Origin of the sequence: Streptomyces sp. SS7, assembly GCF_037993025.1 — a bacterium.
Lineage (GTDB): Bacteria > Actinomycetota > Actinomycetes > Streptomycetales > Streptomycetaceae > Streptomyces.
The window spans coordinates 3,927,836-3,941,706 of the sequence record NZ_CP141223.1 but is presented as its reverse complement, the minus strand read 5'-3'; the positions used below and the strand labels follow the sequence as shown (position 1 = coordinate 3,941,706).

23 protein-coding genes are annotated in these 13,871 nt (G+C 68.4%); 22 read left to right on the top strand and 1 reads right to left on the bottom strand.

The window, feature by feature from the left end; all coding sequences use genetic code 11:
- Positions 1-162 precede the first annotated feature (162 nt).
- Complete coding sequence (locus U5640_RS18130) at positions 163-1,302, top strand: acyltransferase (RefSeq protein WP_340376812.1); 1,140 nt, start codon at positions 163-165, stop codon at positions 1,300-1,302.
- Positions 1,303-1,504: 202 nt separating this feature from the next.
- Here the strand turns inward: U5640_RS18130 and U5640_RS18125 are convergent, their stop codons facing one another.
- Positions 1,505-3,523, bottom strand: a complete 2,019-nt coding sequence (locus U5640_RS18125) for a hypothetical protein (protein ID WP_340376811.1) — start codon at positions 3,521-3,523, stop codon at positions 1,505-1,507.
- Between the two features lie 473 nt (positions 3,524-3,996).
- On the opposite strand from U5640_RS18125, the gene rpsJ reads away from it, so the two are divergent.
- From rpsJ to rplO, 21 genes are all read left to right on the top strand, one after another.
- Positions 3,997-4,305 (top strand): 30S ribosomal protein S10, encoded by a 309-nt coding sequence (gene rpsJ / locus U5640_RS18120; protein ID WP_003948644.1) that lies wholly within the window; start codon positions 3,997-3,999, stop codon positions 4,303-4,305.
- A gap of 17 nt (positions 4,306-4,322) precedes the next feature.
- Positions 4,323-4,967 carry a 50S ribosomal protein L3 gene (rplC, locus tag U5640_RS18115; protein ID WP_007384065.1) on the top strand — a complete coding sequence of 215 codons (645 nt, stop codon included), beginning with the start codon at positions 4,323-4,325 and terminating at the stop codon, positions 4,965-4,967.
- 8 nt (positions 4,968-4,975) lie between these two features.
- Positions 4,976-5,629 carry a 50S ribosomal protein L4 gene (rplD, locus tag U5640_RS18110; RefSeq protein WP_067249214.1) on the top strand — a complete coding sequence of 218 codons (654 nt, stop codon included), beginning with the start codon at positions 4,976-4,978 and terminating at the stop codon, positions 5,627-5,629.
- Entirely contained in the window at positions 5,629-6,048 is a 420-nt protein-coding gene (rplW, locus tag U5640_RS18105) for a 50S ribosomal protein L23 (RefSeq protein ID WP_340376810.1), read from the top strand. The genes rplD and rplW overlap by 1 nt, the downstream gene beginning before the upstream one ends.
- Positions 6,049-6,086: 38 nt before the next feature.
- Complete coding sequence (gene rplB, locus U5640_RS18100) at positions 6,087-6,923, top strand: 50S ribosomal protein L2 (RefSeq protein WP_007494772.1); 837 nt, start codon at positions 6,087-6,089, stop codon at positions 6,921-6,923.
- Positions 6,924-6,935: 12 nt separating this feature from the next.
- Positions 6,936-7,217: a 30S ribosomal protein S19 gene (gene rpsS / locus U5640_RS18095; protein ID WP_023547380.1), complete on the top strand. Its 282-nt coding sequence runs from the start codon at positions 6,936-6,938 to the stop codon at positions 7,215-7,217.
- A 45-nt stretch (positions 7,218-7,262) separates the two neighbouring features.
- Entirely contained in the window at positions 7,263-7,610 is a 348-nt protein-coding gene (gene rplV, locus U5640_RS18090) for a 50S ribosomal protein L22 (RefSeq protein ID WP_004571827.1), read from the top strand.
- Entirely contained in the window at positions 7,610-8,434 is an 825-nt protein-coding gene (gene rpsC, locus U5640_RS18085) for a 30S ribosomal protein S3 (protein ID WP_340376809.1), read from the top strand. Before rplV ends, rpsC begins: the two co-directional genes overlap by 1 nt.
- Positions 8,435-8,439: 5 nt before the next feature.
- Positions 8,440-8,859, top strand: a complete 420-nt coding sequence (rplP, locus tag U5640_RS18080; RefSeq protein WP_030788270.1) for a 50S ribosomal protein L16 — start codon at positions 8,440-8,442, stop codon at positions 8,857-8,859.
- Positions 8,859-9,083, top strand: coding sequence for a 50S ribosomal protein L29 (gene rpmC / locus U5640_RS18075; RefSeq protein ID WP_023547377.1), 225 nt, complete (start codon positions 8,859-8,861; stop codon positions 9,081-9,083). The genes rplP and rpmC overlap by 1 nt, the downstream gene beginning before the upstream one ends.
- Positions 9,083-9,367 (top strand): 30S ribosomal protein S17, encoded by a 285-nt coding sequence (gene rpsQ, locus U5640_RS18070; protein WP_067249205.1) that lies wholly within the window; start codon positions 9,083-9,085, stop codon positions 9,365-9,367. Before rpmC ends, rpsQ begins: the two co-directional genes overlap by 1 nt.
- 100 nt (positions 9,368-9,467) lie before the next feature.
- Positions 9,468-9,836 (top strand): 50S ribosomal protein L14, encoded by a 369-nt coding sequence (gene rplN, locus U5640_RS18065; protein ID WP_003998823.1) that lies wholly within the window; start codon positions 9,468-9,470, stop codon positions 9,834-9,836.
- A gap of 2 nt (positions 9,837-9,838) precedes the next feature.
- Complete coding sequence (gene rplX, locus U5640_RS18060; protein ID WP_055632348.1) at positions 9,839-10,162, top strand: 50S ribosomal protein L24; 324 nt, start codon at positions 9,839-9,841, stop codon at positions 10,160-10,162.
- Entirely contained in the window at positions 10,162-10,719 is a 558-nt protein-coding gene (rplE, locus tag U5640_RS18055) for a 50S ribosomal protein L5 (protein WP_055632349.1), read from the top strand. The genes rplX and rplE overlap by 1 nt, the downstream gene beginning before the upstream one ends.
- A gap of 5 nt (positions 10,720-10,724) precedes the next feature.
- Entirely contained in the window at positions 10,725-10,910 is a 186-nt protein-coding gene (locus U5640_RS18050) for a type Z 30S ribosomal protein S14 (protein ID WP_003956452.1), read from the top strand.
- A 214-nt stretch (positions 10,911-11,124) separates the two neighbouring features.
- Positions 11,125-11,523, top strand: a complete 399-nt coding sequence (rpsH, locus tag U5640_RS18045) for a 30S ribosomal protein S8 (protein WP_055632350.1) — start codon at positions 11,125-11,127, stop codon at positions 11,521-11,523.
- A gap of 24 nt (positions 11,524-11,547) precedes the next feature.
- On the top strand, positions 11,548-12,087 hold the full coding sequence (rplF, locus tag U5640_RS18040) for a 50S ribosomal protein L6 (RefSeq protein WP_055632351.1): 540 nt from the start codon (positions 11,548-11,550) through the stop codon (positions 12,085-12,087).
- A 3-nt stretch (positions 12,088-12,090) separates the two neighbouring features.
- On the top strand, positions 12,091-12,474 hold the full coding sequence (gene rplR, locus U5640_RS18035) for a 50S ribosomal protein L18 (protein WP_055632352.1): 384 nt from the start codon (positions 12,091-12,093) through the stop codon (positions 12,472-12,474).
- Between the two features lie 39 nt (positions 12,475-12,513).
- Entirely contained in the window at positions 12,514-13,119 is a 606-nt protein-coding gene (gene rpsE, locus U5640_RS18030) for a 30S ribosomal protein S5 (protein ID WP_009190144.1), read from the top strand.
- Positions 13,119-13,301, top strand: coding sequence for a 50S ribosomal protein L30 (gene rpmD / locus U5640_RS18025; protein ID WP_055632353.1), 183 nt, complete (start codon positions 13,119-13,121; stop codon positions 13,299-13,301). Before rpsE ends, rpmD begins: the two co-directional genes overlap by 1 nt.
- 2 nt (positions 13,302-13,303) lie before the next feature.
- The gene (gene rplO, locus U5640_RS18020) at positions 13,304-13,759 is read left to right on the top strand and encodes a 50S ribosomal protein L15 (protein ID WP_003974249.1); all 456 of its coding nucleotides are present in this window, start codon (positions 13,304-13,306) and stop codon (positions 13,757-13,759) included.
- The last annotated feature ends 112 nt before the right edge of the window (positions 13,760-13,871 follow it).

The following is a 13,871-nucleotide window of genomic DNA, read 5'->3' as shown; positions in this document are numbered from 1 at the left end:
CCTCTGAAGGGGCCCGTACGACTCCGGTCGTACGGGCCCTTTCGCGTGCCCGGCCGCCTGCCCGGTGGCCGCCTTTCGTACGGGTGTGCGGTGGGTGAATCGTGGACGAACGTTGCCCGGTGTCACCCATGAGCCTTCTGTGAGCGGCCTAGCCTGACGCCGATGTCTGCCCTGCCTCTCATACGACGACCCGCGAAGCCGCAGCCCGCGCCCACGGCGGCGCCCCCCTCACCCGGCCGCCGGCGGCCACGCCTGTACGCCCTCGACGGCATCCGGCTCCTCGCCGCCCTGATGGTCGCCGTCCACCACTACGCGGGCACCCGCCGGGTGAACCAGCCCGGCAACCAGGTCTGGGACCGCCCGGTGTCCGACATCATGCCGACGGTCTTCCACTTCGCGGCCTACGGCTGGATCGGCGTCGAGATCTTCTTCGTGATCAGCGGCTTCGTGATCTGCATGTCCTGCTGGGGCCGCACCCCGCGCCAGTTCTTCGTCTCCCGCGTGATCCGCCTGTACCCGGCGTACTGGTTCGCGGTCCTGTTCACCACGGCCGTCCTGGCGGCCGTACCCGGTGTCTGGGAGCGCCTCGCCCCGCGGGACGTCCTGCTCAACCTGACCATGCTGCAGTCCGGTTCGGGCGTGCGGAACGTCGACGGCGTGTACTGGACGCTCTGGTCCGAACTCCGCTTCTACCTCCTCTTCCTCGCGGTGGTGTGGGCCGGGCTCACCTACCGCCGGGTGGTGCTGTTCTGCTGCGTCTGGGGCGCGGCGGCGATGCTGGCCCCGGTCGCCCGTCTGCCCCTCCTGGAGCTGATCGCCGACCCGGAGGCCTCCTGGTACTTCATCGCGGGCCTCGCCCTCTATCTCATGCACCGCTTCGGCCAGGACCTGCTCCTGTGGGGCGTCCTCGCGATGGCCTGGCTGATGGGCCAGAGGGAACTGGGCCAGCGGATCGACGAGGTGGAACACGTGGGCAGCTGGCGCGGGGCGGTCCTGATCTTCACCGTGTTCCTGCTGCTCATGGTCGCCGTGGCGCTCGGTCTGCTGGACCGGGTCCGCTGGCGGTGGCTGGTGACGGCGGGCAGTCTGACGTACCCGCTCTATCTGCTGCACTACGCGGCCGGCACCACCCTGATCAACCGCCTGCGCGACACGATGGACGCCCGGCTGCTGGTGGCGATGGTCCTCACGGGCTTCCTGACCCTGAGCTGGGCGGTGCACCGGTGGGTGGAGCGGCCGGTGGCGGAGGCGGTGAGGAGGGGGCTGGACGCCGCGTTCACGAGGGCGCGTGCGCAGACGTGAGACGCGGGCGTCACTCTGCCGGTCTTCGTCCTTCCCCGGCCGGAAGCCGCGACCGGCACCGCGGTCGACGTGGTGCCGGGTTGCCGTCGATGTGTGGTGACGGGTCAGGGCGCGTGCGGCAGCGCTGGGTGTACGGCGGCGTCACCTCGTCCGGCGCTGTGGTCGGCGCGGTGCGGGGAAGATGTCGGCGTGTTCTGACGGGTCACGGCACCGCTCCCGCCGGGGCCGGTGTCTCAGGGCGCGGGTCGGGGACGGCCGGGCGGTGGGTGTCGTGCGCGGCGACCGCCGCCCGCACCCGCCGCAGCAGGGCGCCCCGCCCCGTGCCCAGCTCGGGAGCCTGCCCGCTGGGGGCGTCCGCGAGGGCGGCCTCGATCGCCAGGCGTGTCCGCGCCGGGTCGCGGCGGTAGCGGACCCCCGAGACGTTGGAGCGGTTGTCCACCCGCATCAACGTGGTGTCCTCACCCAGGTGTTGGACCTGCTCCAGCTTGGAGAAGAGCCATTCGCGCCGGTTCCGGCCGCAGAACAGCACGCGCTGCGCGGTGATCACGAGCGTTCCGGAGTCACGTGCGGCGCCGGCCTGGCCGGTGCTGTCGGGCTGCACCAGATCCGCGTCGGTCACCCACCACACCGACTCGTCCCGCCGGCGCCTGCCCCACTCGGCGAGCCAGCGCCCGGAGGACCCCTCTTCTTCCCCCAACTCCGCCGCGAACTCGGCCAGTTCGACGAGCCGCTCCCGCTCCCGCGTCCAGTCGCGCAGCAGGCCCTCGTGGGCGGCCGCCGCCCGGGCGGCCCGGCGCGCCGCACGGGCCGGACGGCCGCGGCGGTGGACGTGGGCGGCGCCCGCGAGGAGCAGGAGCGGGAGGACGGCCTTCAGCAGCAGGGCGAGCCAGTCACCGGCCGTCCAGCGGTCGTCCACGGCGACGGTGAGCCGTCGGGAGGTCGTGTTGCCGTACGCGTCCTCGGCGACGACCGTGACCGTGTAGCTGCCCGGCCCCAGAGCCCGGGTCACGGAGCCCGGCTTCCCGGTGGAGGTGAACGCCTTGCGGGCGGCGGCCGAGCCGTAGGCCACCCGCACCTCGGCGCCGGCCTCGGTGGTGACCGCCAGGGCCAGCTCCCCGTGGGACGCGCGCTCGCCGTCGGAGACGACCTTCAGCGCGGGGGCGACCGTGTCGACGGTCAGATCCTCGCCCGTGGCGCGGCCGGTGCGCCCGTAGGCGTCGGTGACGGCGACGACGGGCGCCGCGTGGTGCCCGTCCGGCAGCCGCAGGTCCACCGTGGCCAGACCCCCGTCGTCCGCGGTGAAGGCGTGCGCCACCCCGTCGTCGGCGGTGAGGGTGCCGTCGGCGTGCGGGGGAGCGGTGATCGTGTACCGGACGTCGCCCGACCCGCGCCGGTGCTCGGCGCCGACCCGGGGGACCAGCCCCGCCAGCTCCACGTGGAGCTTCCGTTCCGCCCGGCCGACGTTGCCCGCCTCGTCCGTCACCGCCAGCCGGACCGTGTAGTCGCCGTCCGGGAGCGTGAGCAGGGTGTCCGCGCCGTCCCCGACGGTGCCGGTGAACGCCTCCTCGCGGCCGACGACGGTCAGCCTGTACGCCGCTCCGTCCTCCGAGGTGAAGGCCACCGCGGAGCTCGCGGTCGCCGCGTCGGCCGCACCCACGGTGAAGCCGCTGACGGCCGGGGCCTCCGCGTCGACATCGAGCGTGAACGCGTCGACCGGGTCGCTGGTGTTGTCGGCGGCGTCGGTGGCCGTGACGGTGTAGGTGTGCGAGCCGCTCGCGGCGGTGAAGTCGACGGTCTGGGCGCCGCCGGTCGCGGTGGCCTTCGCGACGACGTCACCGGGCTGGCCGTACTCGTCCGTCTCGGCGACCTCGATGCGGGACCCGCGCTCCGCCGTGACCGTCAGGGCGACCCTGCCGCCCCGGCCCGCGTGCGGCCGGACCACCTTCGGGCGGCGCGGGGCGGTGAGGTCCAGCGACGCGGACGGCGACGTACCGCTGTCGCCCGTCCCGCCGCAGTAGGTGTCGTGGCCGAGGTCGCCGCAGACGTACGAACCCGTGTCCGACGGGCAGGAGTGCCAGCGGTGGCAGCCGTCCCGGTGCGCCTGGGCCGGCACGGGCACGAGGGCGAGCAGCAGGGTCGCCGCACCGGCGACCACGGCGGCGCGTGCGGCCCGTCTGCGGGATCGGCTCGGTGATCTGTGCGGTGGCGACGTCGATGTCATGATCCAGCCCCCTGGTCAGAATGTAAGGGGAGTGTAAGGACATCGCCGGGGCCGGCGGCCCGCTTGGTTTGACCTGCGTCACGTCCGGGGTATTGTCTCCGGCTCGATTGGCGGAGGCCCTGCCCCGTATGGCAGACTAGCGGGGTTGCTCGGTCGAGTGTTGATGCTGTGCGCCTCCCGCCGGGAGGACCGGAAGCGAGTCCCACAGTACTCGTCGCCCTAACTGCCTCACGGCAGCGCTGGGGCGGACGTACGGGAATCTTTCGGGAAGCGCAGTGCGGCAGCGGCCAGGCGCCCGGTGGGCCTTCCGCCCCCGGCCTGCGGTACCGGAAGGGCCGTGTGCATTCCCGTAGGGATGTTCGAACAAGGGACATCTTTGTCAGCGGGAGCGCGACACGCCCGACCGCGTGGGTCGGAGGAAACGGAAGCCGGCGGGCTCCAGAGCGAAGAAGACAAAGGACTACTGAGTAGCCATGGCGGGACAGAAGATCCGCATCCGGCTCAAGGCCTACGACCACGAGGTCATCGACTCCTCGGCGAAGAAGATCGTCGAGACGGTGACCCGCACTGGTGCGTCGGTCGCGGGCCCGGTGCCGCTGCCCACTGAGAAGAACGTGTACTGCGTCATCAAGTCGCCGCACAAGTACAAGGACTCGCGCGAGCACTTCGAGATGCGCACGCACAAGCGCCTGATCGACATCCTCGACCCGACGCCCAAGACCGTTGACTCTCTGATGCGACTCGACCTCCCGGCCGGTGTCGACATCGAGATCAAGCTCTGAGGGTCGGTGATCTGAGAATGGCTAAGCAGATCAAGGGCATCCTGGGCGAGAAGCTCGGCATGACGCAGGTGTGGGACGAGAACAACCGTGTTGTTCCGGTCACCGTCGTCAAGGCCGGCCCGAACGTCGTGACCCAGGTTCGTACGAACGACGCGGACGGCTACGAGTCCGTCCAGATCGCCTTCGGCGAGATCGACCCGCGCAAGGTGAACAAGCCCCTCAAGGGCCACTTCGCCAAGGCCGACGTCACTCCCCGCCGCCACCTCGTCGAGATCCGTACCGCTGACGCCAGCGAGTACACCCTCGGCCAGGAGATCACCGCCGAGGTGTTCGAGGCCGGCATCAAGGTCGACGTGACCGGCAAGAGCAAGGGCAAGGGCTTCGCCGGTGTCATGAAGCGTCACAACTTCAAGGGCCTCGGCGCCGGTCACGGCACCCAGCGCAAGCACCGCTCGCCCGGTTCCATCGGTGGCTGCGCCACCCCGGGCCGCGTGTTCAAGGGCCTCCGCATGGCGGGTCGCATGGGCAACGAGCGTGTCACCACCCAGAACCTGACCGTCCACGCCGTTGACGCGGAGAAGGGTCTGCTGCTCATCAAGGGCGCCGTCCCCGGTCCGAACGGCGGCCTCGTCCTGGTCCGCACCGCGGCCAAGGGGGCCTGAGGTAACCGATGAGCACTGTTGACATCCTTTCGCCTGCCGGCGAGAAGACCGGTAGCGTCGAGCTCCCCGCGGAGATCTTCGGCGTGGAGAAGGTCAGCATCCCGCTGATCCACCAGGTCGTCGTCGCGCAGAACGCGGCTGCCCGCCAGGGCACGCACAAGACCAAGACCCGTGGCGAAGTCCGTGGTGGTGGCAAGAAGCCTTACCGCCAGAAGGGCACCGGCCGCGCCCGTCAGGGCTCGACCCGCGCGCCCCAGTTCGCCGGCGGTGGCGTCGTGCACGGCCCCGTGCCGCGCGACTACTCGCAGCGGACCCCCAAGAAGATGAAGGCTGCCGCCCTGCGTCACGCCCTCACCGACCGGGCCCGCCACAACCGCATCCACGTCGTCACCGGCGTGGTCGACGGCGACATCTCCACCAAGGCCGCGAAGACGCTGTTCGGCAAGATCAGCGAGCGCAAGAACCTGCTGCTCGTCGCCGAGCGCAGCGACGAGGCCGCGTGGCTGTCCGCCCGCAACCTGCCCCAGGTGCACATCCTGGAGCCGGGCCAGCTGAACACGTACGACGTGATCGTCTCGGACGACGTGGTCTTCACCCAGGCCGCTCTCGAGTCCTTCGTCGCCGGCCCGAAGGCCAACGACACCGAAGGGACTGAGGTCTGATGGCCATCCGTCACCCCTCCATCGCCTCGAAGGCCGCCAAGGCCGCGAAGGCCGCGCGCGTCGCCAAGGCGAGGCGCCACGCCTCCGAGGGCAAGAACACCGTCGTCACCGCGCCCAGCAAGGCGTACACGGACCCCCGTGACGTGCTGCTGAAGCCGGTCGTGTCGGAGAAGAGCTACGCGCTCCTCGACGAGAACAAGTACACGTTCATCGTCGACCCGAACGCCAACAAGACCCAGATCAAGCAGGCCGTCCAGGCGGTCTTCTCGGTCAAGGTCACCGGGGTCAACACGATCAACCGCATCGGCAAGCGCAAGCGCACCAAGACCGGCTTCGGTCAGCGCGCCGCCACCAAGCGAGCGATCGTGACCCTTGCCGAGGGCGACCGTATCGACATCTTCGGCGGTCCGACCGCGTAAGCGGGTCGGATCGTCCGATATCGGACGAGGACTGAAAAATGGGAATCCGCAAGTACAAGCCGACTACGCCGGGCCGTCGTGGCTCCAGCGTCGCCGACTTCGTCGAGGTCACGCGGTCCACGCCGGAGAAGTCGCTGGTCCGCCCCCTGCACAGCAAGGGCGGCCGTAACAACGCCGGTCGTGTGACCGTTCGCCACCAGGGTGGCGGACACAAGCGCGCCTACCGAGTGATCGACTTCCGTCGTCACGACAAGGACGGCGTGCCGGCGAAGGTCGCGCACATCGAGTACGACCCCAACCGCACCGCGCGCATCGCGCTGCTGCACTACGCCGACGGCGAGAAGCGCTACATCCTCGCCCCGCGCAACCTGCAGCAGGGTGACCGCGTCGAGAACGGTCCCGGGGCCGACATCAAGCCGGGCAACAACCTGGCGCTCCGCAACATCCCGGTCGGTACCACGATCCACGCGATCGAGCTCCGTCCCGGTGGCGGCGCCAAGTTCGCCCGCTCCGCCGGTGCCTCCGTGCAGCTGCTCGCGAAGGAGGGCTCGATGGCCCATCTCCGCATGCCCTCCGGTGAGATCCGCCTGGTCGACCAGCGCTGCCGCGCCACGGTCGGCGAGGTCGGCAACGCCGAGCAGAGCAACATCAACTGGGGCAAGGCCGGCCGCAAGCGCTGGCTGGGCGTTCGCCCGACCGTCCGTGGTGTCGCGATGAACCCGGTCGACCACCCGCACGGTGGTGGTGAGGGCAAGACCTCCGGTGGTCGCCACCCGGTCTCCCCGTGGGGTCAGAAGGAGGGTCGTACTCGTTCGCCGAAGAAGGCTTCGAACAAGTACATCGTCCGCCGCCGCAAGACGAACAAGAAGCGCTAGGAGCGGGTTTAGATGCCGCGCAGTCTCAAGAAGGGGCCCTTCGTCGACGACCACCTGATCAAGAAGGTGGACGCCCAGAACGAAGCCGGCACCAAGAACGTCATCAAGACCTGGTCCCGTCGCTCCATGATCGTGCCGGCCATGCTCGGCCACACGCTCGCGGTGCACAACGGCAAGACCCACATCCCGGTGTTCGTCACCGAGTCGATGGTCGGTCACAAGCTCGGCGAGTTCTCGCCGACGCGTACCTTCCGGGGTCACGTCAAGGAAGACCGGAAGTCGAAGCGCCGCTAGCAGCGGATCGCATTCAGACACGTAAGTAACTCTGAAGGGACAACCATGGAAGCCAGGGCCCAGGCGCGGTACATCCGCGTCACGCCCATGAAGGCCCGCCGTGTGGTGGACCTCATCCGTGGCATGGACGCCACGGAGGCCCAGGCTGTTCTGCGATTCGCTCCGCAGGCAGCCTCCGTGCCCGTCGGCAAGGTGCTCGACAGCGCCATCGCCAACGCCGCGCACAACTACGACCACACGGACGCCTCCTCGCTGGTCATCAGCGAGGCATACGTCGACGAGGGCCCGACCCTGAAGCGGTTCCGGCCGCGCGCCCAGGGCCGCGCCTACCGGATCCGCAAGCGGACCAGCCACATCACCGTGGTCGTCAGCAGCAAGGAAGGGACCCGGTAATGGGCCAGAAGGTTAACCCGCATGGGTTCCGGCTCGGCATCACCACGGACTTCAAGTCCCGCTGGTACGCCGACAAGTCGTACAAGGACTACGTCAAGGAAGACGTCGCCATCCGTCGGATGATGACGTCCGGCATGGAGCGCGCCGGCATCTCGAAGGTGGAGATCGAGCGCACCCGTGACCGTGTCCGCGTGGACATCCACACCGCGCGTCCGGGCATCGTCATCGGCCGCCGCGGCGCCGAGGCCGACCGTATCCGCGGCGACCTGGAGAAGCTGACCAAGAAGCAGGTCCAGCTCAACATCCTCGAGGTCAAGAACCCGGAGACGGACGCTCAGCTGGTGGCCCAGGCCGTCGCCGAGCAGCTCTCCTCCCGCGTCTCCTTCCGTCGGGCCATGCGCAAGAGCATGCAGTCCGCCATGAAGGCCGGCGCCAAGGGCATCAAGATCCAGTGCGGTGGCCGTCTCGGCGGCGCCGAGATGTCCCGCTCGGAGTTCTACCGCGAGGGCCGTGTGCCCCTGCACACGCTCCGCGCGAACGTGGACTACGGCTTCTTCGAGGCCAAGACGACCTTCGGCCGCATCGGTGTGAAGGTCTGGATCTACAAGGGCGACGTCAAGAACATCGCCGAGGTCCGCGCCGAGAACGCCGCTGCCCGCGCCGGCAACCGCCCGGCCCGTGGCGGCGCCGACCGCCCGGCCCGCGGTGGCCGCGGTGGCGAGCGTGGCGGTCGCGGTCGTAAGCCGCAGCAGGCTGCTGCCGAGGCCCCCAAGGCCGAGGCTCCCGCCGCCGCTCCGGCTGAGAGCACCGGAACGGAGGCCTGACCGACATGCTGATCCCCCGTAGGGTCAAGCACCGCAAGCAGCACCACCCGAAGCGTCGTGGTGAGGCCAAGGGCGGTACGACGGTCGCGTTCGGCGAGTACGGCATCCAGGCCCTCACGCCGGCGTACGTGACCAACCGCCAGATCGAGGCGGCCCGTATCGCGATGACCCGCCACATCAAGCGTGGCGGCAAGGTCTGGATCAACATCTACCCGGACCGTCCCCTCACCAAGAAGCCTGCCGAGACCCGCATGGGTTCCGGTAAGGGTTCGCCGGAGTGGTGGATCGCGAACGTGCACCCGGGACGGGTCATGTTCGAGCTGTCCTACCCGAACGAGAAGATCGCCCGTGAGGCCCTCACCCGCGCAGCCCACAAGCTGCCGATGAAGTGCCGGATCGTCAAGCGCGAGGCAGGTGAAGCGTGATGTCGGTCGGCACCAAGGCGTCCGAGCTGCGCGAGCTGGGCAACGAGGAGCTTCTGGCTAAGCTCCGCGAGGCCAAGGAAGAGCTGTTCAACCTCCGCTTCCAGGCGGCGACGGGTCAGCTCGAGAACCACGGCCGTCTGAAGGCGGTCCGCAAGGACATCGCGCGGATCTACACCCTGATGCGCGAGCGTGAGCTGGGCATCGAAACGGTGGAGAACGCCTGATGAGCGAGAACAACGTGACTGAGAACGCAGAGGCGCGCGGCTTCCGCAAGACCCGTGAGGGTCTCGTCGTCAGCGACAAGATGGACAAGACCGTCGTCGTCGCCGTCGAGGACCGCGTCAAGCACGCGCTGTACGGCAAGGTCATCCGCCGTACGAACAAGCTCAAGGCGCACGACGAGCAGAACGCCGCGGGTGTCGGCGACCGTGTCCTCCTGATGGAGACCCGGCCGCTGTCCGCGACGAAGCGCTGGCGCGTCGTCGAGATCCTCGAGAAGGCCAAGTAAGTCTCCTGCGGGGCATCCCTCGCAGGACAGTTCCGCCAGGCTCCGGGAGCCGCTCGACTGAGCGGCTCCCGGGGAACCGGCAGACAAACAGGAGATAGACGTGATCCAGCAGGAGTCGCGACTGCGTGTCGCCGACAACACTGGTGCGAAGGAAATCCTTTGCATCCGTGTGCTCGGTGGCTCCGGTCGCCGCTACGCGGGCATCGGTGACGTCATCGTCGCCACCGTCAAGGACGCGATCCCCGGTGGCAACGTGAAGAAGGGTGACGTCGTCAAGGCGGTCATCGTTCGCACCGTCAAGGAGCGCCGCCGTCCGGACGGCTCGTACATCCGCTTCGACGAGAACGCCGCCGTCATTCTGAAGAACGACGGCGACCCTCGCGGCACCCGCATCTTCGGCCCGGTCGGCCGTGAGCTGCGCGAGAAGAAGTTCATGAAGATCATCTCGCTCGCGCCGGAGGTGCTGTAAGCATGAAGATCAAGAAGGGCGACCTGGTCCAGGTCATCACCGGTAAGGACAAGGGCAAGCAGGGCAAGGTCATCGCGGCCTTCCCCCGCGAGGACCGCGTCCTGGTCGAGGGTGTCAACCGGGTCAAGAAGCACACCAAGGCCGGCCCGACCGCCAAGGGCTCGCAGGCCGGTGGCATCGTCACGACCGAGGCCCCGATCCACGTCTCCAACGTCCAGCTGGTCGTGGAGAAGGACGGCCAGAAGGTCGTCACGCGTGTCGGTTACCGCTTCGACGACGAGGGCAACAAGATCCGCGTTGCCAAGCGGACGGGTGAGGACATCTGATGGCTACCACCACCACTCCGCGTCTCAAGACGAAGTACCGCGAGGAGATCGCGGGCAAGCTGCGTGACGAGTTCAAGTACGAGAACGTCATGCAGATCCCGGGCCTCGTCAAGATCGTGGTCAACATGGGTGTCGGCGACGCCGCCCGTGACTCGAAGCTGATCGAGGGCGCGATCCGCGACCTGACCCAGATCACCGGTCAGAAGCCGGCCGTCACCAAGGCCCGCAAGTCCATCGCGCAGTTCAAGCTGCGTGAGGGTCAGCCGATCGGTGCCCACGTCACGCTCCGTGGCGACCGCATGTGGGAGTTCCTGGACCGCACCCTGTCGCTCGCGCTGCCGCGCATCCGCGACTTCCGTGGTCTGTCCCCCAAGCAGTTCGACGGCCGTGGCAACTACACCTTCGGTCTCACGGAGCAGGTCATGTTCCACGAGATCGACCAGGACAAGATCGACCGTGTCCGGGGTATGGACATCACCGTGGTCACCACGGCGACCAACGACGCTGAGGGCCGCGCGCTCCTTCGTCACCTCGGCTTCCCGTTCAAGGAGGCGTGAGCGAGATGGCGAAGAAGGCTCTGATCGCTAAGGCTGCTCGCAAGCCCAAGTTCGGTGTGCGCGCGTACACCCGCTGCCAGCGCTGCGGCCGTCCGCACTCCGTGTACCGCAAGTTCGGCCTCTGCCGCGTGTGCCTTCGTGAGATGGCTCACCGTGGCGAGCTGCCGGGCGTGACCAAGAGCTCCTGGTAAACCCCTTATTTAGGGGTTCCGGAGGCTCTCGGTAAGCAATGGGCGTGTCAGGCGCCCACCTCTTCATGGCTTAGGCTTGGAGGGTTGGGCGCCTGACGGTCGCCCGTACGACTTACTACGCCGTAGGTCCACCGCGCCGCACCCGTCCCGTCTCGGATCGGGGAGAGGGATGGCGCACCAGGAAACCCCGGCGAGAGAGGCCACAGGCCAATTCATGACCATGACTGATCCGATCGCAGACATGCTGACGCGTCTGCGGAACGCGAACTCGGCGTACCACGACTCCGTGACGATGCCGGCGTCCAAGATCAAGTCTCACATCGCGGAGATCCTCCAGCAGGAGGGCTTCATCACCGGCTGGCGCGTCGAGGACGCCGAGGTCGGCAAGAACCTCACCCTCGAGCTGAAGTTCGGCCCGAACCGTGAGCGCTCCATCGCGGGCATCAAGCGGATCTCCAAGCCCGGTCTCCGGGTGTACGCGAAGTCCACCTCCCTGCCGAAGGTGCTGGGCGGCCTCGGCGTGGCGATCATCTCCACGTCGCACGGGCTCCTCACCGACAAGCAGGCCGGCAAGAAGGGCGTGGGTGGGGAAGTCCTCGCCTACGTCTGGTAGCAGAAGGGAACGGAGGAAACAGCTATGTCGCGCATCGGCAAGCTCCCCATCGCGGTTCCCGCCGGCGTGGACGTCACCATCGACGGCCGGACCGTGTCGGTCAAGGGCCCCAAGGGCACGCTGACCCACACCGTCGTGGCACCGATCGACATCGCCAAGGGCGAGGACGGCACTCTCCAGGTGACCCGCCCCAACGACGAGCGTCAGAGCAAGGCCCTGCACGGCCTGTCCCGCACGCTGGTGGCGAACATGATCACCGGCGTGACCCAGGGTTACGTGAAGAAGCTCGAGATCAGCGGTGTCGGTTACCGCGTGACCGCCAAGGGCTCGAACCTCGAGTTCGCGCTCGGTTACAGCCACCCGATCCTGGTCGAGGCCCCCGAGGGCATCACCTTCAAGGTCGAGGCCCCGACCCGTTTCTCGGTCGAGGGCATCGACAAGCAGAAGGTCGGCGAGGTCGCGGCCAACATCCGCAAGCTGCGCAAGCCCGACCCGTACAAGGCCAAGGGCGTCAAGTACGAGGGCGAAGTCATCCGCCGCAAGGTCGGAAAGGCGGGTAAGTAAGCCATGGCATACGGGCAGAAGATCCTGAAGGGCGACGCCTACAAGCGCGCCGCGATCAAGCGCCGTCACATCCGGATCCGCAAGCGGATCTCCGGTACGGCGGAGCGTCCCCGTCTGGTCGTTACCCGCTCGAACCGCCACATCGTGGCCCAGGTGATCGACGACATCAAGGGTCACACCCTGGCGTCGGCGTCCACCCTGGACACGTCGGTCCGCGGTGGCGAGGGCGACAAGTCCGCGCAGGCCAAGCAGGTCGGCGCCCTGGTCGCCGAGCGTGCCAAGGCCGCCGGTGTCGAGGCTGTCGTATTCGACCGTGGTGGCAACCAGTACGCCGGGCGCATCGCCGCCCTGGCGGACGCCGCCCGCGAAGCCGGGCTCAAGTTCTGAGCCTGCCGTAGCTAGCGGAAAAAGAGAGAGGTAATTCCAATGGCTGGACCCCAGCGCCGCGGTGGCGGTGCCGGTGGCGGCGAGCGGCGGGACCGGAAGGGCCGTGACGGCGGCGCTGCTGCCGCCGAGAAGACCGCGTACGTCGAGCGCGTCGTCGCGATCAACCGCGTCGCCAAGGTTGTGAAGGGTGGTCGTCGCTTCAGCTTCACCGCGCTGGTCGTGGTGGGCGACGGTGACGGCACCGTGGGTGTCGGTTACGGCAAGGCCAAGGAGGTGCCGGCCGCCATCGCCAAGGGTGTTGAGGAGGCCAAGAAGCACTTCTTCAAGGTCCCCCGTATCCAGGGCACCATCCCCCACCCCATCCAGGGTGAGAAGGCTGCCGGCGTCGTGCTGCTCAAGCCCGCGTCCCCGGGTACCGGTGTGATCGCCGGTGGTCCGGTGCGCGCCGTGCTCGAGTGCGCCGGTATCCACGACGTGCTGTCGAAGTCGCTCGGCTCCGACAACGCGATCAACATCGTGCACGCGACCGTGGAGGCCCTGAAGGGCCTGCAGCGTCCCGAGGAGATCGCGGCCCGCCGCGGTCTGCCGCTCGAGGACGTCGCCCCCGCGGCTCTGCTTCGTGCGCGTGCGGGGGCGGGTGCGTAATGGCTCGCCTCAAGATCACGCAGACGAAGTCGTACATCGGCAGCAAGCAGAACCACCGTGAGACCCTGCGCTCGCTCGGGCTGAAGCGCCTGAACGACGTGGTCGTCAAGGAGGACCGTCCCGAGTTCCGCGGCATGGTGCACACCGTCCGCCACCTCGTGACGGTCGAGGAGGTCGACTGATCATGGCGGAGAACAACCCGCTCAAGATCCACAACCTCCGTCCCGCCCCGGGCGCCAAGACCGCGAAGACCCGTGTCGGTCGTGGTGAGGCGTCGAAGGGTAAGACGGCCGGTCGTGGTACCAAGGGCACGAAGGCCCGTTACCAGGTTCCGGAGCGCTTCGAGGGTGGCCAGATGCCGCTCCACATGCGTCTCCCGAAGCTGAAGGGCTTCAAGAACCCGTTCAAGACCGAGTTCCAGGTCGTGAACCTCGACAAGCTGGCCGCGCTGTACCCCGAGGGTGGCGAGGTCACCGTCGAGGGTCTCGTCGCCAAGGGTGCCGTTCGCAAGAACAGCCTCGTCAAGGTGCTCGGCCAGGGCGAGATCTCCGTGGCGCTGCAGGTGACGGTCGACGCCGTCTCCGGCTCCGCCAAGGAGAAGATCACCGCCGCCGGCGGTACCGTCACCGAGCTCGTCTGACCACATCAGGCGTCTCGATGACTTGAGCGATCCCGACCGGGGATACCCCACAAATGGGGTATCCCCGGTTGGTCGTTCCTAGGGAAGCTGTGTCGCGGGTAAGGTGACCAGC